This is a genomic window from Reichenbachiella sp. (genome assembly GCF_965223055.1).
GTDB lineage: Bacteria > Bacteroidota > Bacteroidia > Cytophagales > Cyclobacteriaceae > Reichenbachiella.
Window position 1 is genome coordinate 489,029 of sequence record NZ_CBDCVM010000003.1, and the last position, 25,961, is coordinate 514,989.

A 25,961-nucleotide genomic window follows, 5' to 3' on the forward strand; every position below is an offset into this window, starting at 1 on the left:
TGGTTCAATAACTATGTCTTTTGCACAACAAGATTGGCATAGTCTATACAACCAAAGCATTGAGGATTACAATAACTACAATCTAACAGCAGCAAAAACAAATTGTCTCCAGGCTTTAGATTTACTCACTCAAGCTGAATCCGTCAATCATCCAAATGTGGCACCTATTCTTAGGCAACTCGCCTTGATTTGTTATGATGAAGGAACTTTTGAAGAAGGGCTGAATTATGCTCAACAGGAAAAAGAACTGCTCATCAAACTGCAAAAAAATAAAGACAATAATTATGCAATTACGCTGTACAATATAGGATTACTGTATTCTGCCAATGGAGATTTTGAACTCGCTCAGGCGAATTTAAAAGAAGCAAAAGCACTGCTCCTGCAATTCCATACCAAAGAAGATTTAGAAATTGCGGAAGTAGATGGCAATCTGGCTATTACTCATTATTATTTGATGAATTGGGAGGCATGTGATCCTTTGTTCAAATCTGCGTTAGCCATCATGGAACGATCCGAACAGCAGTCTCCTGAATATGCCAACATATTGTATACCTACGGAGATTATTGCCTCGTCAGTGGACAGCCAAGTGAAGCGATTGAAGCTCTACTTCCTTTAGATGAAGCGTATAAGGATCAAGGGTCATCGGAACAGTTGGCAAGTATAGAAGTAAAAATTGCAACCGCCTATGAGGAAAACAGCGAGATGTCTCAAGCTGTAGGGTTCTATGAATCAGCGATTGCTATTTTTGAAAACTTAAGTGCTACAGACCATGAAGATTATTTGATTGCACTGAACAATCTCTCCCTACTTTATCAACGGGCCGGACAACTGAATAAAGCAGAGCAGTTAATGTCAGAAGTAGTTGCCAAAAACACTGATGCCCAAGACCCTGCGTACCTCATTGCCATGGCCAATCTGGGTAATATTTATTATATGAACCAGCGAACCAAACAGGCTCAATCTACCTATGATAAAATCATTGAGACGGCAGACCTCACGGCTCCTAATGCGATGAAGCCATACCTCCTCGCAATGACTGGGACCGCGCTCATCCAGATCGACCAAGGTTTATATACGGAAGCGCTAGAGACCAGTGAAAAAGCCATAAGTCAGGCAGGAAGCAACGCTCCTCAAATGGTTTCTTTGCTAAAATCTAAAGCCTCTGCACAAGTCGCATTGGGACAATACACTGAGGCCGAAACCACATTGAATCAGATTTTGCCTTTGACTTTACATCATCAGAATGAGAATAGCGATGTCAAAGCCAGATTGGCTTCTCTTTATACTATAATGAACCAATTACCAAAAGCCGAAAAATTATACACAGAAATAAAACCGTTTTATGAAAAGCAGGCTCTAACAGCTGAAATGGAGTATGTTTATTTTCTAGGAAACTACGCAGCTTTCTTGCAAGCCAATAGTGATTTTGTTTTGGCTGAAGAAATGCTGATTAAGGTATTAGATACCAAAAACAGGCTCTTTGGAGATCAAAGTCCAACTTATCTTTCTTCATTAGAGAACCTTGGTGTACTCTATCTTACATTAGGAAAATATTCTAAATCAAAAGACATTTTACAGGATGTCTATATAGCCAAATCAGCTTCTGGAGACATAGATGATGTATCAAAAGCTTATACGCTAAATAATCTTGGAATAATCAATAGAGCTATGGGTGATTTTGGAGTAGCAGAAGAGTTCTTCTTAAAGTCACTTTCCCTCTACGAATCTAGTTTAGGAACAGCACATATATACTTTGCCAATACTTCCAACGAGCTAGGGATGTTATATATGAAAATGGGAAATACAAAAGCTGCCCGAGTTTCCTTACAGACAGCGCTTTCGACTTTTGACAAAGCATATGGCAAGAATCACATTGATTATGTTTCGGCATTAGAAAATCTAGCTTCTTTGAATTATATGGAGGGAGATATCGAAACGAGCCAACAACAACTGGAAGAAGCGCTAGCTATAGACAAAATCATATTAGGCATAGAGCACCCGCTATATTCAAAAACGCTACACAATTTAGCTTCGATTCTTGAAGAACTAGAAGAGTATGAAAAAGCCTCCGAACTATATGAGGAGTCTCTGGATATTGCAGAAAGTAACTTCGGAAAAGAACACCCTTCGTACGCTAACACCCTTTACAATTTGGCTGTTCTAAAGCAAGAGCAAGAAAAATTCGAAGAGGCCAAAGGGCTTTTTCAGGAGGTCGTCGATCTAAGGTCTGCCCTACTCAATAGCAGCCATCCAGATATCGCCTATTCGCATTATGGACTCGCGTCAATCAAACAAAAAACTGAAGATTACATTGGAGCGCAAAGGGATTACCGCATTGCAATTCAATCTTTTCTGGAGAGCATTAACAATTATTTCCCGTCCTTAAGTGAAGAAGAGAAAAGTGCTTTTTATGCCAAAATAAAACCTGTATTCGAAGCATATCAGGATTTTGCTGTCGAATTTGTTTTTCACCAAAGAGGAGATCAGGAGGTTATGAATCAAATGTTGGCTGACCTTTATGATCTTCAACTTCAAACCAAGGCATTACTATTAAATGCGAGTAACAAGATTAGAAATACAATCATGAACAGCGGTGATGCCACGTTGATAGCAAAGTTCAATGAGTGGCAAGCAGCCAAAGAAGAATTAGTAAAAAGTTTAAACCTCACAAAAGACGAATTAGAAAGAAATAATATCGACATAGGCGCTTTGCAAGCAAATACCAATACACTTGAAAAGGAAATATCTAAAATGTCTACCGCTTTTGCTGGTGAGTATGATCAACAAAAAATCCAATGGACGGATGTACAGTCAAATGTAGGTGAAAAGGAAAAGGCCATAGAAATATTACGCATAAAGAAAAACACCAAAAACGATTCTATCTATTATGCAGCGCTTATTCTTTCAGGCGTAACCGGCACATATCCTCAATTGGTAGTTGTAGAAGATGGTGTAAATATGGAAGGCAAGTATTTCAAGCAATATAAAAACATGATCGTGTACAAGGTAGAAAACCCAAGATCTTATGGACAGTTCTGGGGAGCTATCGATGAACAACTATCTGATACCAAGCGGGCCTATCTTTCCTCTGATGGAGTATACAATAAGATAAATATCAACACACTTTATGACGTCAAAAAGAAAGAATATGTGTTTGACAAATATGCCATCGATTTATTAAGTAATACAAAGGAATTGACAGAACGTAGTAGTTCTAGTCAAGCCCCTCAAGCCAGTAGAGCTTCGATTTTTGGATTTCCTGACTATGAACTAGGTGGTGAAGCAGTGGCCAGCACTGGCTCTTCAGAAAGGGGTTTCGAATCTGGTATATCTGCGTTGCCAGGTACCCTTGAGGAAATCAACAATATCGTAAAAACACTTGATCAAAATTTTTGGAAATATGAAAAATTTGAGGCTGCTGAAGCCAATGAGGTCAACGTAAAAAAAGTCAACAATCCGAAACTATTACATATCGCTACTCACGGATTTTTCATGTCCGATATGACTATCAAAGCAGATGCAAATGAAGGCATTCAAACTCAGGAAGCTAGATACAACCCTCTGCTTCGGTCTGGCTTGTTGCTGGCCGGTGCATCCAAAACTTTTCAAGGCCTACCGTTGCCATATGACGAAGACGGGATTCTAACTGCCTATGAGGCCATGAACTTAAATTTAGATGAAACAGAGCTTGTTGTCATGTCAGCTTGTGAAACTGGCTTGGGTGAAGTGAAAAATGGTGAAGGAGTCTATGGATTACAGAGAGCCTTCATTGTGGCTGGCGCAGACAATTTGATCATGAGCCTCTGGAAAGTGAACGACGAAACAACCCAAAAATTAATGTCTAGATTTTATAGCAACTGGCTAGGAGGAGACACAAAAAAAGATGCTTTCAGACAGGCCATAAAATCGCTTAAAAAAGAATACAAACAGCCCTACTATTGGGGCGCATTTGTCATACTAGGGAACTAATGCTATGAGAATATTATTTACCCTTTGTTCGCTCTTGTTGTCGTATGGTTTGACAATACACGAGAGTTATGCTCAGGAATCCACACCCACTACCACAATTGACTCACTTGAATACTACAAAAGTACGAGTAAGATTGTGGGAAACATAAATAGTGAAGCCACTGAATACGCACCTTCTATTTCTGCAGATGGTAAGGTGATGATTTTTGAATCCAATCAGTCTGGACCCTATAAACTATACGAAGCCCTGCTGGATGAAGAAAGGCATTGGGGCAAGCCAATTCCAGTCGATAGCGTGAATAATTATGGAAACGACAATGATTTGATCGGCGGCCCAAACATTAGCTTCGATGGAAACACAATGTATTTTTTCAGCTCCTTTTCAGGTGGTGTTGGAGCAGATGACATATACTATTCTACAAGAGAAGAATTTGGCTGGTCAAGTCCCATCAATATTGGAGAGCCAATTAATACACCTGGATTCGATGGGTTTCCTTCTATTTCTTCCAATGGAAAGACACTTTATTTTGTAAGAGTAAATGATGCAGGGCCTCAAGATGAAGAGCTAAGAGAGCAAACCGAAGGACAAACCTGTTATTCAATTTACAAAAGTGAAAAAAATAAGGATGGAGAATGGTCTACTCCTTCAAAACTACCTTATCCTATCAATAAGGATTGTGAAAAAGCACCAAGAATAATGGCCGATAACCGGACATTAATTTTCTCTTCTAATCGACCAGGAGGGCTAGGCAAATACGACCTTTATCAATCATTCTTAGACGATGCCGGAGACTGGACTACACCTGTACCATTAGCTTATGTCAATTCAGATTTGAATGATCAATTTCCTTGTATTGCCGCACAAGGCGACAAGATGTACTATATCAACAATAATGATATCTACGAGGTTGACATTCCACCAAGCTATCAGCAGTTTAGAAATAACGTCATTCAAGGGTACGTAGAAAATGGTCAAACAAATGAAGGACTGGCCACAGAAATAATTGTACGAGATGCTTTCACATCAGAAGAACTTATGTTTTTAAATAGCAATGCCAAAGACGGAAAATTTAGTTTAGTCCTGGCGGTAGGTGGAAGTTACAACGTAGAATTTCGCAGAGAAGGCTTTACGACTTACGCCACACAATATGACCTCACCGCAATCGACGAGTATCGTGAAATCGATTACAACGTAAAGCTGTATGAAAGTGCCAAGCTCAACCTAAACATTTACGATGTAGAAATATTCGAACCAATATTAGCTTCTGTCAAAGTTAAAATCGAAGGTGAAAGAAGCATGCTTATGGACCTTGAGAGCGACCCTCTATCTGGGCAATTGGAATTGGAGCTTCCTTTGGGTAGTGTCTATGAGGTGATTATAGATAAAGAGAATTTTCAAAGTGAGTACTTTGTATTCGATGCGTCTGGCCTTATGATGTATCCGTCTTTTGAAAAGGATATTGAACTGATCCCTAAGAAGAAAGAACTTGCCATAAATGTTGCCGATTTAACTAATAACTCCAAAGTAAGATCACGGGTAAGAATTCGGAATAGGAATAGAGATGAAACGATCATCGTAGAAGGCAATGAGACTGTTGGTCTTCGTGTCGGTGACCGCTACGAGATAGAAGCCACCAGTGATCAGGGATATGCCTACAGCACCACCGTTCTGGATGTCACTGAAGATGGCATAGTCAACAGTGAAGGAGAAGCTGAAATTACAGCTGCCATTGACATGAAACTCCAACCTTTATTGGTTGGTGCAAATTTGACATTAAAGGATATTTTATTTGAGTCAAATTCTGATCAGTTAAGTGAGAATTCTTACGATGAACTACTCCGGGTGGTAGGGCTTATGTATGCCAACCCAACTATGGCCGTAGAAATTTCTGCTCATACAGATGATGTGGGATCTGCCAGCTACAACCAATTGTTGTCCAAAAGAAGAGCGAAAAGCGTGGTAGAATTCTTGCAGGAAAATGAAATTGAGGGAGAGCGTTTCACTCCTGTTGGATATGGGGAAGCACAGCCACTCGTAGCTAACGATACAGATGAAGGAAGAGCTAAGAATAGAAGAGTTGTTTTGAAAATATTGAAAATTTAAGCGGACTATGAAAAAGTTATTATTCTATTCTGTTTTGTCGATTTGCCTGTTGGGCCTCTATCATACTTCAGAAGCTCAAAAAAGGGTCAAGTATGAAGACTTATTGCCTGGCATCCTTAATAGTGAACCAGGCGTAGGTGTGGCCAACCTTGAAAATCTCGTAAAAGAAGACCCTGAAAATCCAAGTATGTATCTTCAGCTAGGTCTGATTTACTACAAACGCTTCGAAGAAAGTGATCCTATCACGGGGTATAAAAAAGCCATGGCGAACATTAAGTTGGCTAAAGATGCTTTTGATAATTGCGAAAGATTTATCACTGAAAAAGATGTAAAAAAGAACAAAGAAGAATATATCAATTTCGCTATGTATGATGACAGAGGAAAGTTTTCTGTCTCATTAGACTCTATCCGGAAAAACATATTGGAATCCCGGCAAGATATGGATGCATTTGAAGTTAATATGCCAGGCATCTATGAAGACTTTACCCGTAGCTATACGCATTATTCCAAAGCCAATAGAACATTCACTGGGATCATCAGTCAACACCGATCAATCAAAGACCTGTACTTATTATATGATGATCAAATGGCTCAAAGCTTCGAAGAAATCAAATCCAATTATTTAGAAAGTTTGAAGTTTTTCAACTCCTACAAAGAGAAGATTATTGGATATGACATTGGATATAATCAGCGCTTCAAAATTGATACCATCAGTATATATAAACTGGATGGTCTGGCCGTTGAAATTAACTTCTTAGAGCAAGAAGAAATTCCCATATGGGACTATGCCAAATGGGTGGACGATACAAAAGCTTACATTAATGAGCACATCTCAGCTCTAAGGCTAATGATGATTGAGAATGAAAAAATGACATCTAGCAAGATTAATAAAGTAGCTGAAGATGTAGCAAATGGCCATTTAGAACCTCTTCATATTGACAAAGAATTTTTGTTCACGCTCCGAAAATATGACCTCAATTCTGTAGTAGAACCACTCTTTTTGTACAATGAAAAAAAGCATGAACTGCTCATTCAGGAAGAGCTCAATAAATTTTCAGAAGAAACTATGAAGATTGCAGCTGAACGTCAAATCAGTCATTATGGGTATTTGCTAAGTTCTATTAGGAAGTCTGACACTCTCTTACAACATGTAGAAACCCGTAATACAGATTTTTCTTATCAAAAATATAAAGGATTCTTGGATGACTATTATTCCGGTATGTCTGGGCTCAACCTTATGATTGAGCGTGAAAAAACTACGAATCAAGAGCAATTCGAGGATTATTTGGCTAGTGTTCGAAAGTTATTGGAAGAAAAATATAAACCGGACTCTTTAGAGAACACTGTCAAATATCGAAGAATTTCTATTCCAAATTTTGTAAGTATTCCTAATCTGGATTCATTGAAACCCTCTGAACGAGTGACAATGCAAAAAACCATCAATTTGGATGGTTCGGCATACTTAGGCGGAGTATATATGAATAATAAATCGAATTTGATAACCGCATATGTTTGTAGAGTTGAGTCCAATAACTCTGTCCGATGGTACAAAGATTTTTCTTTGCAGATGGATAGTATAAAAGCGGATTCTCATACCGTTTTGTCAGCTATGGTAGGCGGACAAGCAGGTTGTACTTTCGTGCTTAACGGTACGCATCATGAAAATGGCGCTAAAATGAACACCCTATTCAGTTATAGCGAAGAAGGTGAACAACTCATGGTTAGAAATTTGATCATTGATGACTTCCCCAGAATCATTGAGTTTGAAGAGCAGACCAATACTTTTTTAATTGGATTTAATGGTCGTGACTTGGCCAAGGATAAATCCACTACCAGTCAAGTCGTTTTAGCCAATTACAATGTCATTGGAGACTTGCTCTGGAAATATTCGAAAGAGCTAGTCGGTGATTTGGTTGGAGTAGTGGCTCTAGAAGATGGTTACTTGATCAATGGAAATTATTCCAGATATCAAGACAACGCTGGAAAATTCTCTAGAGTAGAAAATGGCTACGCTTCCTACCTCATTAAAGTAAATAACTCTGGTCAATGGTCAAACGAAAGAATGCTCTCCACATCAATTCCCTATAATACGACTCATTTTCTGAAGTCAGGAGAACATTCTATTCACGTCATTGGAAGCAAAAATCTCTTCCAGGATCAATATGAATTGGAACATGATCGCCTGGTTCACTTTATAGTAAATCGGGATCTGGATATTGTGAGCGGCCCTTCTTTATAACTTCTATCTAATGAGTTCAAAACTGTGTGTCAAGTCAATCGCTGAATCAAGCGAAGCCGCCACACTACAGTAATTCTTAACAGCCAGATCAATGACTTTATCCGCTTCCTTTTCTGTTAAATCTGGGGAAGTGATTATATACTTGATGTGAATTTTGGTAAACTTTTTTGGGTGACTCTCCGCTCTTTCCCCTGTTGTTTCTGATTTCAGATCCACAAAAGTCCTTCGTTTCTTTTTAATCATTGAAACAATGTCTACTGCCGCACATCCTGCAACAGCCGAAAGTAAAAGATCCATAGGAGATTGATCTTTCTTTTCATCTTGAGGATACATATCCATAGCCACGGTGTTTCCGGCCTGATTAGTAGCTTCAAACTCGTTATCTGCTTTATATCTAAGTGAAGAAGTCATAATGATCTGTTTTTTTATAAAGGTAGTTAGAAACAAAAAAGGTTACCTTGGAACACTATTCAAATATTTCGAATTATGATGAGAATCAGCCCAAAAGGTGATCCAATACATCTTTGGCTTGTGCCGTTTCCAAACGTGGTCCAAATTGAGAAACTACTTTGGAAGAAGCCAAACTCGCTAATTTCCCCGCTTCAGCATAAGAATGTCCGTTGGTAATACCAAACATAAAAGCTCCAGCAAACATGTCACCTGCCCCATTAGTATCTATTGCATTGACTTCATAAGATTCAATATCAATGAAGGTATCTCCATCAAATATGGTTGCACCATTCTTACCTAACGTAATCGCAAATCTGTTCGCCACCTTTTTCAATGCCTCACGAGCTTCAAGCAGATTGTCGGTGTCTGTATAGAGCATAGCCTCTTCTTCATTGCAAAACAATAAATCCACTCCTTCTCCAACTACCTCTTCCATTTCCTTTTTGAAGAACTTGACCATACTTGGATCTGAAAATGAAAGCGCCACTTTCACTCCATTGGCTCTTGCAATTTCCATCCCTTTGAGCATAGCTTCTCTCCCAGAAGGTGAAGGGACCAAATAGCCCTCTGAGTAGATATATTCAGATTGTTTAATTGCCTCTTCGTCAATTTCAGCCACGGAAAAATCAGAAGTAATTCCCAAAAATGTATTCATCGTGCGCTCTGCATCAGGAGTAGTCATAACCAAGCACTTCCCAGTGATGCCATCAGGTGCCGTATCTTTCGTCAACTTAGTATCCACATCATTGGTTGCAAGATCTTTCAAGAAGAACTGTCCAAATTCATCATTAGACACTTTACAAGAATAGTAGCATTTACCACCAAACTGACTCGCAGCCACCACAGTATTGGCAGCAGATCCGCCACCCTTCATCATATTCTCATTGATGTCTATGGCACCAATTAGTTTGTTCTGGCGATCTTCTTCCACCAAAGTCATCAATCCTTTCTCTACATTGTGATCAAGTAGAAATTTCTCATCTACTTCAAACACCAAATCTACCAAGGCATTACCTATGCCATATACATCGTACTTCATATCAAATTGTTTCTAATTAAAGGGTGGAATTTGCTTGGCGCAAAGAGAATGAAAATTCAATTAATTGCACAGGAACTTAAAATACTTTTTTTTTGCGCTCTGCCTTCATTATCAGGCAATTATTGAATTAAAAATCAGAGAAACGTGAGTACGGAAAGACGAACCAAAGTATTAGAGGTTTTAAAATCGGCAGAAGTAGGAACTAGTCTACTTGTGAAAGGATGGGTAAGAACCAAAAGACAAAACAAGAATGTGGCATTTATTGCACTTAATGACGGTTCGACGATCAATAATTTGCAATTGGTGGCAGACCCTAATGAAATTTCAGAGGATCTACTCAAGCTTGTGACTACAGGAGCCTGTGTAGCAGCCAAAGGAGAAATCGTGGCTTCTCAAGGATCAGGGCAATCTGTTGAAATGCATGTAAAAGAGTTGGAAGTTTTGGGTGAAGCTGATCCTGAAAAATATCCACTCCAACCAAAAAAGCATTCTTTAGAATTTTTGAGAGAGATTGCCTATTTGCGCCCAAGGACAAACACCTTTGGGGCAGTCTATAGAATTCGACATGCGATGATTTTCGCAGTGCACAAATTCTTCAATGATAAAGGCTTCTTGAATATTCATACACCAATCATTACTGCTTCTGATGCCGAAGGAGCAGGGGAGACTTTTAGAGTGACTTCTTTGGATATGGATAATCTTCCAAAAACGGAAGAAGGTGCCATTGATTACAAGCAAGACTTCTTTGACAAAGAAACAAACTTGACGGTATCTGGTCAATTGGAAGGTGAGCTGGCTGCCATGGCCTTGGGACAAATTTATACTTTTGGTCCTACCTTCAGAGCAGAGAATTCAAATACGACTCGTCACTTGGCGGAGTTTTGGATGATCGAACCAGAGATGGCATTTTTCGATGCGGATGACAATGCTGATCTGGCTGAAGAGATGTTACAATATCTCGTTCAATACGCATTAGACAACTGTGGTGATGATTTGAAATTCTTGCATGACAGAGAAGTGGAAGAAAACAAAAACAAGAAAGAAATCGAACGTCCTGATTTGTATTTGATGGACCGGTTGAAATTTGTTGTTGATAATAAATTTGAGCGCGTTACTTATACTGAGGCGATTAACATCTTGAGAAACTCTAAACCAAACAAGAAGAAGAAATTTAAATACTTGATTGATGCCTGGGGCGCTGACTTACAGTCTGAGCATGAAAGATACTTGGTAGAAAAGCACTTCAAAAAGCCTGTAATTCTCACCGATTACCCTAAGGATATCAAGGCCTTCTACATGCGTCAAAACGACGATGGCAAGACAGTGGCGGCCATGGACATTTTATTCCCAGGAATTGGGGAGATCATTGGTGGTTCTCAGCGTGAAGAGCGGTTGGAAAAACTAGAACAACGCATGGACGAAATGGGTGTGCCGAAAGAAGAACTTTGGTGGTATCTAGATACACGAAAATTCGGCTCTGCGCCACATAGTGGATACGGATTAGGATTTGAAAGAATGATCCTTTTTGTGACGGGTATGACAAATATTAGAGATGTCATTCCTTTCCCAAGAACTCCTGGTAACGCGGAATTTTAAACATCCACTGATTAATTCTAGGCAGCTCCTAACAACAAGCAGCCTAGAATCTTAGTAACTTTAGAAGACATTTAACCCAAAACATCATGTCATTTCTATTTGAAGATTTCAAAGGCTGGAAGGCGCTTTGTGAAAAAGAGAATCTAGCATTGTTTGAACCTGTAATCAACTATGAAATTGATCAGAAGGGAGCTCAAGAAGATGCGATATGGACAGGATTGGCACAAGCCTATCAGGTAATGAAGGAAGCCGTGGAAACAGGTCTGACGGAAGATATGTCCTCACATTCGGGAATGATCAAGAATGGCGCGAAAAAGGTGGCTCAAAACAAAACGGTGGTTCTTTCTAAAGAATTTCAGACATTGATTTCGAGTGCATTAGCTGCCAAGGAAGTAAACTCTTGCATGGGTCGAGTAGTGGCAGCACCAACAGCAGGAGCCTCTGGTATTCTGCCCGGTGTGCTCACCACTATGCAAAAAATACATGGCATTGATGATCGTAAAATTCATGAAGCTTTGCTAATCAGCGCTGGAATTGCACTTATACTTGAACAAAAGGCTTCATTAGCGGGTGCTGTAGGGGGTTGCCAAGCAGAAACAGGAAGCGCTGCGGCTATGGCTTCAGGAAGTATTGTTTATTGTCTTGGAGGGAGCATAGATCAAGTGTTCAATGCTGTTGCTGTGACCTTGCAGTGCATGCTTGGGTTAGTATGCGATCCAGTAGCTGGACTGGTAGAAGTACCATGTGTAGTTCGAAACGCTAGTGCAGCAGCAATAGCTAATTCCTCCGCTCAGATTGCACTATCAGATGTGGATAGTGTCATACCTGTCGATGAATGTGCTGAAGCCATGGGTGAAGTAGGGCAGAGCATGGAAACTCGATATAAGGAAACCGCACTCGGTGGGCTTGCAGCCACAAGTACTGGGCAAGCCATATCTAAGAGAGTTTTGATCCAAGATATTGATATGCTGGACGAGGATTAGTTTCATCATACTCAAATCATAAAAAAGAGGCTGTCAAAAAAGCCTTAAATCCCATAGAGCTGTCACATTGAGGCTCTCGAAATGTCTGCTCAAGTTTAGCAGCAAGGCTTCGAGACCCTCAGCCTGACAGTTTAAAGGGGCTTTTGAAACAGCCTCTATTTTAACTATTTATCTATTAACCTCCCAGCACTTCATTCTCAGTAACTGGAGTAGGGAATGCATCAATTACATTATCTCCTGCTCGATCCAGTGGAATTTCATCCATTCTACCGAATCTTCTCAAGTCAACCCATCTATGGCCTTCACCAAAAAGAGAATATCTTCTTTGAATGAGCAGTTCATTTTCCAATGCAGCATCTGTAGTAGCACCAGCATAATCAGCTAATCCAGCAGCATTTCTTACTACATTAAGAGCCGAAACAGCTTCAGTATTATTTGTTCCAATATTTGCTTCAGCGTAAAGAAGAACCAATTCCTCGTTTCTCAACAGTGCCACGGGATCAGTATTACTAGAATATAATCTAACCTGATAATCAGCAGACAAACCATCAAATGTAACTGTGATTGGGTTGTCATCTGCATCCAAGAATAAACCGACTTTTGCGTCAATTCTTGTGTCCCCAGCTTCAGCTTGAGCTACCCAAGTATCATGTGCCATAAATTCGTTAGCACTTTGATTAGGGATGTAATACAGTTGATTCAGAATGTCATTACCAGTCGCTCCATAAATGTGGTAAACCCCTCTATTCAAATTTCCGGTAAGGTCAAGAAAAGAATTACCCAACAGCGTAAGGGCTAAAGATTTATTGCCTTGATAAATCGCAATTCTTGAAGCAATAGCTCTATTGAATCTAGCAAATCCTGAAGGTGTAAAAAATATGTCATCTGCAGGAATATCTTCATTTGAAGAATCTCCGTAACCAGAACTTAATGGAAAGGCAAAAGAAGTTCCAGCAGCTGCCAATTCATCATTCGCATCATTTAGCAAAGTCATAATAGACGCTAAAGCATCTGTATAAGATACTATAGGTCCTAAATTGGACTTATCTGAAACTTCCACACGGATTCCATTATCATATTGTCTATTCGCAACCATCAACAGAGCATAGGCTCTCAATGTTTGGGCAAAGCCAACATATCCACTGGCTTCGCTATCGGATAAACCTGCAGCAGAATTGATTGTCGCTTTCTCTAATAAATTGGTCGACTGAACAATCTTATACCATGCAGCATATGATCTTGTGGTTAAAAATCCATTGTTATCAAGAGGTCCTTTTAGTATTTCCTGAGTAAAACGTGGATCAATACCAGTTAAATCATAATAATCTCGGCCTAGTATGCTGGTGGTTTGGTAATGAAAATGCAAATCATTTCTCATCACCGCTTCTAATCCAACTGCCAATAAGTCTAAATCTGCTTTTGATGCGCCTTCTTCAAAGCTCTCAAATGTCGGTGCATTTGGGTTTGGTACTTCGTCAAGATTACACGAGACCGACCAAATCAATGCACTCAATATGAATAATCTATTTATTATTTTTTTCATGATTTTGTAGTCTTAATTTTAGAAGGTTACGTTCAAGTGGAAATTATAGAACCTTGATGCTGGATAGGGAGTCACCTCCACATTGTTTGCTAAAACATTATTTCCAAAGTTTGACGACTCAGGGTCATAACTGTTGTAGTCAAAAATGTTGATCAAGTTTCTTCCAGAGAAACCTACTTTTATTTTATTAATCTGCGGAATCAAGTTTTTTGGTAATGTATAGAACACACCTACTTCTCTCAATCTGAAGTAACCTGCATCTTCAATTACAGGAGCCGGATTAGCAAATGCTTGACTAGACCTATAATCTCCATTGTTCAAAATTCCTTCAGGGTCAAGTCCAGTGTCTTCATAATCCCATGTAGTTCCAGCTAAATCATAAAGCAATGTTGTCAAATTGATCGCATCGCCACCTTGTTTCCAATGTAATAAGAAAGTGAAGTCAAAATTCTTCCAACTTATTTGATTGAATAAAGACATTTGAAAATCAGCCTCGGCATCGCCATAAACAGCGAATCCATCACCATCTGGATCTATGGCCGCTATTTCATCAGCCGTTTTTCCATCAGTGATATATGTACCCACAATTTGAGTCGCCGACTTACCTTCCTGGATTCTCATCGTACCTAAAGAAGCTGCAAAACCTCCAGTGTTAAATGCAGGAACATCAAGTTTTGTCACTTTAGATCTATTTCTCCACCATTTTAAACTGGCATTCCAATTCAATTCGGATGACTGGATAATTGCAGCATCCAAACCAAGTTCTATTCCTTTATTCTCCAATTCAGCAGCATTATCTACTCTATTAGTAAATCCAGTAGAAGTAGGAACGTTTACTTGAAGAAGTACATCTTCCATTTTCTTGTTATAGAACGTTGCATCCAAACCAAACCTGTTATTGAATAATCCTAAATCAAGACCAAATTCAAGTTCCTTTTGTCTTTCTGGTCCTACTGCAGTATTACCTTCAAGGTTTGCTGGGCTAAGGCCAGAAACTCCGCCAATCAACTGTGGATTCATCAAAGTAAATCTGTCATTGAAATTCGCGAATCTTCCAGACTCTCCATAAGCAACACGAGGTTTGATATTACTAATCGCATCTACCGACCAAAAATCGAACTCATGAATGTTTAAAGCCAAACTTGCTTTTGGATAGTAATACATTTTATTGGCATCTCCATTATTCGTTGATTTATCACCTCTGATTCCAACTGTACCTATGATTTTATCATCAAAGTTTATTTCTTCCTGAACGAAAAATCCTTTATCCTGCTGTGGTCTAATAATTTGTTGAGTACCAACATTAGTAGACTGACCTAAATTTGTCTGAGATCCATTAAGTCCAGTAGAAGTAGTAATTACAGTATTTCTGTCAAAGTCCTGGACGAAAGCTCCTGCCTGAGTAGTAAAGCTTAAGCCATTATCCATATACAATGAATGAACTAAGGTAGAAGTCAAATTATAATTTGTATTGATCGTAGTACCTGATATGGAAGCTCCTCTCAATGAGGTAGGACTGCTGAAGTATGAAAGAGACTGTGGAAATATACTCGTCGTTCTCAAAGTATATTGATCAAGGCCTCCTTGAAGTACCAATTTCAATTGATTGTTCTTCTGAGACAACAACTTGATATTAGCGGTTGCACCGCCGATATATCTGTTTACTTCTTCTCTGTTTGTAGTAATTGCTATTGTTTCAAGAGCATTTGAACCAGCTCCTCCTGCAGGATATGCTCCATTTACCGGAGATAAATTCTCCCATGGGTAAGTGAAAGCTAAGGCATAGCCTACTGTCCTGTTTTGGTTACCATTATTAAAAAACCCTCTGTCTGAAGTAGAATTGATGTAGTTGTTGGTTAAATAAATATCCAACCAATCATTAAACTTCTGGCCAATATTCAACCTAAAAGATCCTTTCTCATAACCTGTGTTGTCAACCAAACCAGGTTCATTTTTATAGGTAACACCTGCGAAATAATCTGTATTCCCTTGGCCACCAGAAATTGAAAGTCGTGTGGTATTAGAAACTCTTGTGTTTCCAAAAATCTCCTTCTCATAATCTCTCAAAGTGCCATTTGTAACCGCATCAGCTGCTGCTTGCCCGCCTATGGCTCCGGCTGTAGCTGGAGTCCAGGCTCTAAGGCCCAATAGCTGAGTCGCCTGTCTCAAACCTACAGTTTGACTAAGGTTAACAACAGTTTTTCCCGCTTTACCTCTTTTAGTAGTAATGATAACCACACCACCTGCTGCTCTTGAACCATAAATGGCTGCGGCAGATGCTCCTTTTAGAATCTCGATGTTTTCAATATCCTCCGGATCAATATCAGCAATTCTGTTTGTTGCATCATCTTGGTTGGTAGATGGGTTTCCACCACCAGCAGCTTCACTTACAATATTGTTTCCCATCGAAACTGTCGAGTTATCAACGTACACACCATCCACGATAAACAGAGGTTGTTGATCTCCAAATATGGAAGTTACCCCTCTTAGTCTCATAGATATACCTCCTCCTGGAGCACCAGAATTAGCACGGATATCAGCGCCTTTAAACTTACCATAAAGCGCACCATCCATATTAGACTGATTTGTAATTCCAGTCAAAGTTTTAGCAGATACTGTTGCCACAGAACTTGCCAAATTGGACCGCTTTACAGAAGTAGCCAATCCCGTTACAACCACCTCATCAAGGCTAGTCACATCTTCAGTAAGTGATACATCAATGGTACTGGCCGTTCCAATCGTAGCCTCTGTTGTACTATATCCAACAAACGAAAACATCAATATTGATCCTTCACTTGCTTCAAGACGGTAATTCCCGTCCAAGTCGGTCAATGCACCTATGGCAGATCCCTTAACTATTACATTCACCCCCACGAGTGGCTCGCCGGATGAACCGTCTGTTACTGTACCCGAAACTGTTTTTTGGGCAAAAGCAACAGAAACCGATAACATTAACATTATGGTTAATGCAGAGTAAACTTTTTTCATAAAGTTTGGTTTTAGAGTTTAAAAAAATTCCCAACTAACGTCTGTTAGCTATTGAAAAACAACCACTCTATATCTAGCCACTAACTCTATGAGGGTCAACTGCCTGAATTGTCTTTTATAGACTTTTTAGGTAGAATTGATGAAAAAAATAGAAATAAGTATAAGGGTATCCTATACTTGAGTAATAGAATTATATTTTGCCATTTTGGCTTTTGCAAATATAATATGCTGTATTTATTGAAATTTTATGCTAAATCTGGCTGATATCGTAGTTCCTAAATAGCCAAATTGATTGACCTCCCAAGCATACTTAAACCGCCCGCCTAAATTGGTAATTGGATCACCCTTTGGGTCGACTTCATCGGGATAAACATTAAATAGATTATTTATTGTAAGGCCAAAAGTTGCTGAATTACTTAGCCGATAATTCACATTCAAATCAGTAACAATCTTTGCAGAAAAAATCTGATCTTTGGATTCATCCTCAGCATGTCTCCAAATGACTTCACCAAATCTTGAAAACTGAAGGCCAGTAGAAAACTTCCCTAATCTATAATCCAATCCCAAATGAAATTTACTTGCTGGACGAGCAGATATAATTCGGGCCTGCTCTTTCCTATTAAATATTTCATTACCTGCTTCAGCTATCGGTTTTGGTGTCCTAATAGCACTTTCTATTGCAGTTGAATTTAGGTTGGCAGCCAAACTGATATCCAACATTCCTTGACCAACTAAAATTTCTCTAAGCGTCGCTACTCCATCAATACCTCTTGTTCTGGTATCCGCGGCATTAATGAAAAATTTCAGACTAGTCACCTGGTAAGAACTCAGCGTATCTTCGAGTGCAGTCAACGTATTAGGGTCTCCATCAGAGCCGATTTCATTTGTAAATAATATCCGATTATTGACACGAATATCATAGTAGTCTAATGTCACATCCAATTTAGAAATAGGTTGAAATGCTACTCCAATAGAAAAATTTAGTGAATTCTCTTCGGTCAAATTTGGGACTTCAAGTTCTCGAATGACAGGGCTATTATTGCTAAATGTTCCTTGATTGGATATGGTTCCATCTGAAACCAAGGTTTGCACATTACTAAGATAAATCTGATGTAATGATGGCGCACGAAAACCTGTACTTGCTGATGCTCTCAATGCTACCAAATCTCCAAAAGGCTTAAATCTAGAATTTATTTTCCAAGTAAAATTCTTTCCAAAGTCGTCATAATTTTCAAATCTCGCAGCTCCTCCAATGAGGAATACTTCATTGTCATATTCTAGATCTGTATAGACCCCAACATTGTACCGATTTTCATCAACTTCATCTGTCGGTCTAATTCCTGGAAATGAAATAGAACCATTTCCCGCATAAGATGCTGATTCACCTGCAAATGCCTGAAACCTTTCCGTTCGAAACTCAGAGCCAAATCCAATATTCCAGTTATTCATTCGCTTGAATAAATCTATATTATTTACAAAATTTTTAAAATCATAACCGCCAGCTTCAAAACGTGTAGGACTTTGCCGTCCCAAAGCAGGGTTCATGGTTTGACCAATATGATAAGCAACGGTATTGGCTCCAGAAACAGCACTAATATCCACAGCCCAATCCCGAATTTTACTTCGGACTCCTAATCCAAAGGTATGGTCCTTAATGTCAGTTTCGAAAGTTGGATGAAATCCGTTATAAACCTCATCATCTTTATGAAATATATGGTCTGGATCGGGTTCCCAATAAGGCGTTCTATACAACGCGAAACTTGTCCCTTTCCTCAATGTTATTCCTCCAAAAGAATAAAGATTAGAGTTGTCGTTTATAGGAATATCAGCATTGTAAAACACATCAAAAGTAGACATATCAGGCTGTCCAACAATCATTCCTAAATCTGGATTGTCAGCTACCCAGTCTTCAAAATTCTCATCATTCAAAAACTCATCCTTGCCTGGTTTGCCTGCTCTGTTCGTATATTCTTGTTCTTTGAAAGAAGTCGTAACATTCAAAAAGCCCTTACCAAACAAGTCGAAACCGGTATTCGCACTCAACCCATAGTGCAAACCATCGCCTTGGGTTGTGATCCCGGAAAAAGCATTGATGCTTGTCTCTTCTGTATCTTCTTTTAAGATAATATTAATGACTCCAGCAATAGCATCTGAACCATACTGCGCAGAAGCCCCATCCCTTAAAATTTCTACACGCTCCACCGCTCCAATTGGAATACTCTGCATGTCAACTCCCACTTCACCCTTACCTGGTGTATCATTGATATAAACCAACGCGCTAGGATTCTTCCGTTTGCCATTAATGAGGACAAGTGTACGCGATGGGCCCAAGCCTCTCAGATCTGCCGGGTTGAAATGAGCCGTCGCATCAGAGATTGTCTGTTGAGAGGCATTGAAGGACTGCATCTTGAAGTTGATCATTTGATCCAGAGTAAGTTGCCCTGTGGCTTCTAATTCCTGACCTGAAATGTTGTCAATGGGCACTGGGGAATCTAAAACCGATCTCGGGTTAAACCTGGTACCCACTACTACAACATCATTTAGACTTTGAAGATCCGTCTTCATCCCAACGGTCAGCTTATTCATGGTAGGTTCTACATCGACCTTGATGGTCTCAAATCCAACATATGATATTAACAATTTGGCTGTTTGACCCGGAATGGTCAACTCAAAATCACCCTCTATGTCCGAAATGATACCAATATTGGAACCACTGACTCTAATGGAGACTCCTGCAAGTGGCGAACCATCTTCTTCATTTAAAATTTGACCTGCTACCTTAAAATGTCGCAATGTTCCACTTGGAACAGCTCCATGATTTGAATTTTTGTAGACATTGATTGTATTGTTGATTTGCTTGAATTTGAGCTGACTTTTTTCGGAAATCTTCAGGAGAAGCTCCGAAAGTGGTATGTTTTTCTCGAGGTTGCTAATTTTTACATCGGGGTCGATATCTCTCTGATCAAAAGCAAACCGAAAATCAGTGCTTTTTTCAATGAGTTGGAATGCTTGCTCAATAGAAACCTCCTTCAGAATTATACTGACTTTGGTCTTTTTGATATTATCGTACTTGCTTCCATCGCCAGGTGCGCCAAATACAGAGTAAGAAAATACCAAACCAAGAAAGACAATTCTAGTAAAGGTTTTTATCATAGGCTGGGTTTTACTTGAACATGATTTCTACCTTTTTTTGCTCCATTCTATAATCAAAGTTTTTGGTTAGCTTCATTCCTTCTAAAATCATCTCAAGGGACTGATTTTCAAATGACCCAGTATACTTCCATTCTTTTGAGGGATTTACATTACTCACAATGTTAACGCCAAACCATCGTTCCAGTCTGCTTTTCACTTCCTGATAATTTGCATCCTGAAACTTGATTAGGCCGTTTTTCCACCCTACTATTTCATCGGAGTCAAAGGTTGATTTTGAAATACTTTTCGATTCTGAAGAATAGTGGAGTTGCTCCCCTGGAGACAGAAAAAATTCCTTTTCTAATCCTGTTGAGGTCACTTTGACTTTTCCTTCAGCGAGTGCAACACCAAGCTCCTTCTCATTAGCGTAAGCACGAACATTAAAAGCTGTACCAATTGCAGTGGTCGACAGTCCTTTGGAATTAACCACAAATGGTTTTTCCGGATTTTTTGTCACTTCGAAATACGCCTCACCTTTCAAATCAATAATTCGCTTGCTCCCTTTGAATTCTCGAACATAACTAATGGAGCTTTCAGCATTCAAATAAACTTTACTTCCATCTGGCAGAAAATGAGTTGACTTCTGGCCACTTGGATTGATTTTCACAATTCGTTGAGGTTGGTTTAGGGTTTGCAATTCGGGGAAAATCAAATAGGTCAATCCTGCAAAAACAACAAGAAGAGCAATAGCTGCCGCTAATTTTGTAAAGAAATGGCTCCTAGATTCCTGAGCCCTTTCTTCTCCAGTTTCAGCTTTAATTTCAGTAAGTATCGACTCTAGCCTGGTCTCATCTGTAGCCTCTTTAGCATCCAGATAATTCCAATCATTTTCAATATCTCCCAAAATTTTTTCTTCCCCTTCTTTAGAATTCATCCATGCCACAAACTCCTCAGCTTCTTCCTGAGATAGTTGGCCCGCTTTAAAAGCTCGATACTTGTTTAAAAAATCCAATCGCTTGATAGTTTACATATTTAATACAGACAAGCCCTCAACAGCACCTATTCTGTATTCAATTTTTTATGAAAATTTTGAAAGGTTGGTTTTTAAGGATTTGATGGCCTTATTCATTTGATTTTCTACTGTGCTTTCAGCAATTCCTAACTTTTGCGCAATCTCCTTTACAGTCATACCTGAATCTCTTCTCAATAGAAAAATTTGTTTTCTCTTCGGTGGCAAGTCTTCTATCTTACTTTTAGCTATTTGTTCTAAATCTGCAAAAATGACCTTGCTCTCCGTTTCATTAGTTATAAGCTCAGAATGTTCGATTTGATTACGATATTGTTTTCGGCTGGCTTCTTTTTTTATTCTATTGAAAATATGATTTTTTGCAATAGTGATCAAAAAAGCATTGAACGAAAGTTTCGGGTTTATCGTATCTCGTTTATTCCATATTTTCAAAAAAACTTCTTGTACGATTTCTTCAGATTCGGCATGCGACTGGGTGTATTTGTATGAAAAGTTATACAGCTTTTTAGCATACAAATGGAAGAGTGTAGTAAAGGATTGGTGACAACCTCCCTTTAGTTTTTTTACCAGTTTTTGTTCTCCTAGGATGGGCACAGCCTATCAATTTTTTGGGTTAGCCCCGCAAAATAGAGAATTTTTTGTTAAACAAAATGTATTATTGATGAATTTGCCTCAGTAGCCACTATACAGCAGCTGCCCGGAATCACTCATATAATCCAACTTACTTTTCAGGATAATTAATGCCGTACCACTTGCTAAGCTTCTTCTTTGGCACTTCTTCTACCTCTATCGTTAAGTAAAGGTTCTCAATAGGTTTTTCGCGAATCGTCTTGGTTTCAGCAATTTTATCGATCACATCAAAACCCTCTACCACCTGACCAAAAACTGTGTAGGTATCGTCTAAATGTGGAGCACCGCCGATCTTGGTGTAAGCATCTATTCGGTCTTGGCTAATATCTTTCCTTACAGATAAACCCAGCTCCGACTCCACCAACGAAGCTTTGCTCATGACCAGTTTGTTCATGCCATCAAAGTCTCTTTTCTCTTGTAGGGCAATGAGTTCTTCTCGTAGCGCAAGATGCTTATCGTTTTGTAACATCTTTCCTATTCCAGCATTCAGTTTTTGCTGATCTAGCGTCAGCTCATTCTTCGTCCATTTTTTGCCCTGCACAATGTAGAACTGGCACCAACTCGATGCTTTTTCTGGATTTACTCTATCCCCTTGTCGGGCAGCTGCTAAAGCGCCTTTTACATGAAACAATCTGGAATCAAACTCTGCAGGAATTCTGTCGGTCTTCTTAGGAGCATTCGGCTTCATATCGATTCCTCCTCCCTGAATCATAAATTCTTTGATCACGCGATGCCAGGTAGTACTATCGTATGCACCTTCTCTGATCAACTTCAGAAAATTGTCTCTATGCAAAGGTGTTTCGTCATAAAGCACAGCTTTCATATCACCGAGGGACGTATGAATGGTTACTAAAAAGTCCTTCTTGCCTTCCGTTTTTGTGTATTTCTTGACAGTAAAAGCCGGTTGATCCTGAGCGCATGCACCTAGAACCATGGCAATCGTAAGCACAAATATTAAGTGTCTTTTTAAAATCATTTTATTCCGCTTGATGTTTTCTAATATCGTTTAAAATCTCTTGACCGCCGTTTTCTAAAATATACTCTCCCAGTGTCTCTCCTACTTTTAGTGCAGCATTAGTGGTGGAACAGCAAGATTTTTCTACTGTAGTTTTTCCGTCCAAACTGATAATACCACCGGAAAGCGTGAGCACGTTATCTTGAATTGTCGCAAGACCAAATACAGGGATACTACAGCCCCCGTCCATTTTTTTTAGAAAAGATCGCTCGGCTATCAAGCATTTCTCACTTGGTTCGTGATTCACTGCTTGACGAACGATATCCTTTTTCTCTTGATCTAATGATTCATTCACTTCTATGGCTATACTGCCTTGTCCAACAGCAGGAACGAACTTCTCTGGGTCAAATTCATGCACAATCATTTCGTCGAACTCCATACGATGTGCGCCAGCATAAGCCAGCCACAGTGCATCACATGCCCCGTCCTTCATCTTCTGAACCCTCGTCTGAAGATTGCCGCGTACAGGCACTGTTTTGACGTGAGGATAAAATTTTTGCAGGAAGGCCAATCTTCGAGTAGAAGAAGTTCCAAGTACCAAGTCTTTTTGCTCCAAGTCGATGGATTTGTGACTGACCAGGACATCGTGCGATTTTTCGCGTTCGCCAAAAGCTATCAGTTCAAACCCGTCCGGTAATGTAGACTGCATGTCCTTCGCACTATGAACGGCAATGTCTATTCGACCATCTCTGAGTTGTTCTTCAATCTCCTCAGTGAATACGCCTTTACTTCCGATTTTAGCTATGGTGACATCCAGAATTTTATCACCTTTAGTTTCTATAGTAATAATCTCTGAATCTACGCCTTGCTTCTTCAGCAAGTCCTGGACATGATAGGCCTGCCACAAAGCCAACTTACTTCCCCTCGTTCCGATCTTTATTTTCATGCTGCTGTCATGATTCTGCCGACTGTAAGCGACAGGTCCAAAAATAATATTTTCACATTAGCGTTGCGCTCCAGGTGATAATGCGCTTTGCTAAATTCTTCACTAATTTTCTCAAGTTTTTGGGTCGTAAGGGCTTTGCCAAATTTTACGGCAAAATCTTTTTCCGAATCGTTCAGTTTTTCCTTTTCATCTACCAAATACTCAGACACGACTGCCTGTCGCATCATATTCAGTGCGTATTGTAGAAAAAGCTTCTGGGCTGTTTTGCTTAGCTTATTGAAAGAATCATTCGTACTATTCAATGAAGTGAAATCTTTCACCCAACACTGACGCATCCAATCCCGAAACATGACATGTGCATCGTCTTCTGTACTATCAATGTTTTCTACTGCTGCTTGTAAGCTTCCCTCTGCCAATGCAGCAATTTTCTTTGCCTTTCCTGCTTCTACTCCTTTCTTCTCAATCAGATACTGCTCCAACTCATCGTCACTAAAAGAAGGTACCTTAAACAATTGGCATCTTGAAAGAATTGTAGTGAGTAGTCTTTCATATTCACAAGTGACCAATAGAAATAGTGTCTTTTCAGCAGGTTCTTCCAAAATTTTAAGAATCCCGTTGGCTGCAGACACATTCATGTACTCAGGCAACCAGATGATCATGACCTTATACTCCGCCTCAAATGACTTTAGAGTTAAGGACTTAATAATATTTCTACTTTCTTCTTTGGAGATATTGGCCTGCTTGTTTTCTGCACCATAGTGCTCGCTCCAATCCACCAGACTTCCATACTTATTGGCACTCAAAAAAGCCCGCCATTCTTTGAGGTAACTTGAACTGACAACGTTTTTTCCTGTGACGCTCTTGGTAGAACTCACCGGAAATACAAATTGCAAATCAGGATGAACCAGCTTGTCCATTTTAGTGCACGATTCACATGTTCCACAGGAATCATTGTCAGAAGGATTTTTGCAATTTATGTACGTCGCATAGGCCAAGGCTAAAGCCAAATTCGCCGAACCTTCTTGCCCATAAAAGAGCTGGGCATGCGCCACATGGTTACCTTTGATAGCATGTATCAATTGCTGTTTGGCTTCGCTAAGTCCGGGAATATCTGCAAATCTCATGACTATTTTTTGGTCGAGCGGTCAAAGATAGTTTTTAATATCTTTTCGTCCTCGTTGGTCTCTTTGATATTCTTTCGTGCCCAAACTTTTCTAGCTGTTTCTATCGCTTTTTCAAATTTGTGAGTCACCAATTTCTCTCCTCCACCCCACGAAAACGAAGGAACATAAGTTGGCGGAAATCCACTTCCAAATACATTCGAACAAACCCCAATGGTAGTGCCGGTATTCAGCGCAGTATTAATGGCTGTCTTTGAATGATCTCCTATAAACAGACCGCAAAATTGAAGACCCGTTTTCATCAATGCATTAGTTTCAAAATCATAGGCCTTTACCTCTTCATAGTTGTTTTTGAGGTTGGAATTATTCGTGTCTGCACCGAGGTTACACCATTCGCCAACTACTGCATTGCCCAGATAGCCATCATGGGCCTTATTGGAGTTGCCATAAACAATAGAATTTGACACTTCTCCACCAATCTTACAATTGGGCCCAATAGTTACCCCTTCTCGAATCTTGGCGTTCATGTTTATTCTGGAGTTTTCACCCAGGCCAAATGGCCCTCTGATAGTAGCTCCTTCTTGTACAATACTATTTTTAGCCAAATAGATCGGCCCCTCCTCCGCATTCAGAACTGCTGCCTTTATATCTACCCCTTCTTCTAAGAACACCTGATCACCATACACAATGGTATGCTTATCGTTTATTTTTTGAGATGCTCTTCCTTTGGTCAGCAATTCAAAATCATTTCTCAATTGTTCCTTATTACTTGAGAAAAGATCCCAACTTCTATTAATTACGGTGAAAGACTTTTGGTACTCCACTGGATGATACCCTTTCACGTTGATTGCAGGGTCAATAGGGTCAAAAGAACCTTTTGCTGCTATGAATATATCGCCGTTTTTTAGAAGTTCGTTTTTCTTGAGTGAACGAATAGCATCCATCAAAACTAAATCTGGGCAAACCGCTCCATTAATAATCAACTGAATTTCTTCTGACGGCTTTGGGTACTTCCCCGTCAGTTCTGTGACAGCCAGAAATGTTACGGATTGATCAAAATGCTTTTCCCACTTTTCACGGATCGTTAAGATACCGACACGTAAATCCGCAACTGGACGCGTAAGTGTAAATGGGAATAGCTTAGTCCTATGCTCGGATAGGTCTGCTAAGGCGATGTTCATGGGCTAGAAATAAAAAAGTCTTCAGGAACAAATATCCTGAAGACTTCAATCTTTTTA

General features: G+C 39.5%; 16 protein-coding genes. 5 read left to right on the plus strand and 11 right to left on the minus strand.

Annotated features, from left to right (window positions below; genetic code table 11):
• Nucleotides 1-13: 13 nt before the first annotated feature.
• The 3 genes from ACOQO5_RS02655 to ACOQO5_RS02665 are packed head-to-tail and all read left to right on the plus strand — an operon-like array spanning nt 14 to nt 8,313.
• Nucleotides 14-3,970, plus strand: a complete 3,957-nt coding sequence (locus ACOQO5_RS02655) for a tetratricopeptide repeat protein (RefSeq protein WP_420580128.1) — start codon at nt 14-16, stop codon at nt 3,968-3,970.
• Between the two features lie 4 nt (nt 3,971-3,974).
• Nucleotides 3,975-6,074, plus strand: a complete 2,100-nt coding sequence (locus ACOQO5_RS02660) for an OmpA family protein (protein ID WP_420580129.1) — start codon at nt 3,975-3,977, stop codon at nt 6,072-6,074.
• A gap of 7 nt (nt 6,075-6,081) precedes the next feature.
• Entirely contained in the window at nt 6,082-8,313 is a 2,232-nt protein-coding gene (locus ACOQO5_RS02665) for a hypothetical protein (protein ID WP_420580130.1), read from the plus strand.
• A 3-nt stretch (nt 8,314-8,316) separates the two neighbouring features.
• Here ACOQO5_RS02665 and ACOQO5_RS02670 read toward each other — a convergent pair whose 3' ends face one another.
• Both ACOQO5_RS02670 and ACOQO5_RS02675 read right to left on the minus strand, forming a co-directional pair.
• A complete protein-coding gene (locus tag ACOQO5_RS02670) occupies nt 8,317-8,724 on the minus strand; it encodes an OsmC family protein (RefSeq protein WP_420580131.1) in 408 nt (135 codons plus the stop codon).
• A gap of 85 nt (nt 8,725-8,809) precedes the next feature.
• Entirely contained in the window at nt 8,810-9,802 is a 993-nt protein-coding gene (locus ACOQO5_RS02675; RefSeq protein WP_420580132.1) for an adenosine kinase, read from the minus strand.
• Nucleotides 9,803-9,946: 144 nt separating this feature from the next.
• Here ACOQO5_RS02675 and asnS point away from each other — a divergent pair, with 144 nt between their 5' ends.
• Nucleotides 9,947-11,398: an asparagine--tRNA ligase gene (asnS, locus tag ACOQO5_RS02680; protein WP_420580133.1), complete on the plus strand. Its 1,452-nt coding sequence runs from the start codon at nt 9,947-9,949 to the stop codon at nt 11,396-11,398.
• 86 nt (nt 11,399-11,484) lie between these two features.
• A complete protein-coding gene (gene sdaAA / locus ACOQO5_RS02685) occupies nt 11,485-12,381 on the plus strand; it encodes an L-serine ammonia-lyase, iron-sulfur-dependent, subunit alpha (protein WP_420580134.1) in 897 nt (298 codons plus the stop codon).
• A 175-nt stretch (nt 12,382-12,556) separates the two neighbouring features.
• Here sdaAA and ACOQO5_RS02690 read toward each other — a convergent pair whose 3' ends face one another.
• The 9 genes from ACOQO5_RS02690 to ACOQO5_RS02730 all read right to left on the minus strand — a co-directional run bounded on the left by ACOQO5_RS02690 (nt 12,557) and on the right by ACOQO5_RS02730 (nt 25,904).
• Nucleotides 12,557-13,924 (minus strand): RagB/SusD family nutrient uptake outer membrane protein, encoded by a 1,368-nt coding sequence (locus tag ACOQO5_RS02690; protein ID WP_420580135.1) that lies wholly within the window; start codon nt 13,922-13,924, stop codon nt 12,557-12,559.
• A gap of 18 nt (nt 13,925-13,942) precedes the next feature.
• Nucleotides 13,943-16,912: a SusC/RagA family TonB-linked outer membrane protein gene (locus ACOQO5_RS02695; protein ID WP_420580136.1), complete on the minus strand. Its 2,970-nt coding sequence runs from the start codon at nt 16,910-16,912 to the stop codon at nt 13,943-13,945.
• Between the two features lie 234 nt (nt 16,913-17,146).
• Nucleotides 17,147-20,065, minus strand: coding sequence for a TonB-dependent receptor (locus ACOQO5_RS02700; protein ID WP_420580137.1), 2,919 nt, complete (start codon nt 20,063-20,065; stop codon nt 17,147-17,149).
• A gap of 10 nt (nt 20,066-20,075) precedes the next feature.
• Nucleotides 20,076-21,056: a FecR family protein gene (locus tag ACOQO5_RS02705; protein ID WP_420580138.1), complete on the minus strand. Its 981-nt coding sequence runs from the start codon at nt 21,054-21,056 to the stop codon at nt 20,076-20,078.
• 66 nt (nt 21,057-21,122) lie between these two features.
• Nucleotides 21,123-21,665 carry an RNA polymerase sigma factor gene (locus ACOQO5_RS02710; protein WP_420580139.1) on the minus strand — a complete coding sequence of 181 codons (543 nt, stop codon included), beginning with the start codon at nt 21,663-21,665 and terminating at the stop codon, nt 21,123-21,125.
• A 127-nt stretch (nt 21,666-21,792) separates the two neighbouring features.
• A complete protein-coding gene (locus ACOQO5_RS02715; RefSeq protein WP_420580140.1) occupies nt 21,793-22,677 on the minus strand; it encodes a peptidylprolyl isomerase in 885 nt (294 codons plus the stop codon).
• 1 nt (nt 22,678) lies between these two features.
• Complete coding sequence (gene hemC / locus ACOQO5_RS02720) at nt 22,679-23,602, minus strand: hydroxymethylbilane synthase (protein ID WP_420580141.1); 924 nt, start codon at nt 23,600-23,602, stop codon at nt 22,679-22,681.
• Nucleotides 23,599-24,726, minus strand: a complete 1,128-nt coding sequence (locus ACOQO5_RS02725) for an ATP-binding protein (RefSeq protein WP_420580142.1) — start codon at nt 24,724-24,726, stop codon at nt 23,599-23,601. Before ACOQO5_RS02725 ends, hemC begins: the two co-directional genes overlap by 4 nt.
• Nucleotides 24,727-24,728: 2 nt before the next feature.
• On the minus strand, nt 24,729-25,904 hold the full coding sequence (locus tag ACOQO5_RS02730; protein ID WP_420580143.1) for a GlmU family protein: 1,176 nt from the start codon (nt 25,902-25,904) through the stop codon (nt 24,729-24,731).
• Nucleotides 25,905-25,961 lie beyond the last annotated feature (57 nt).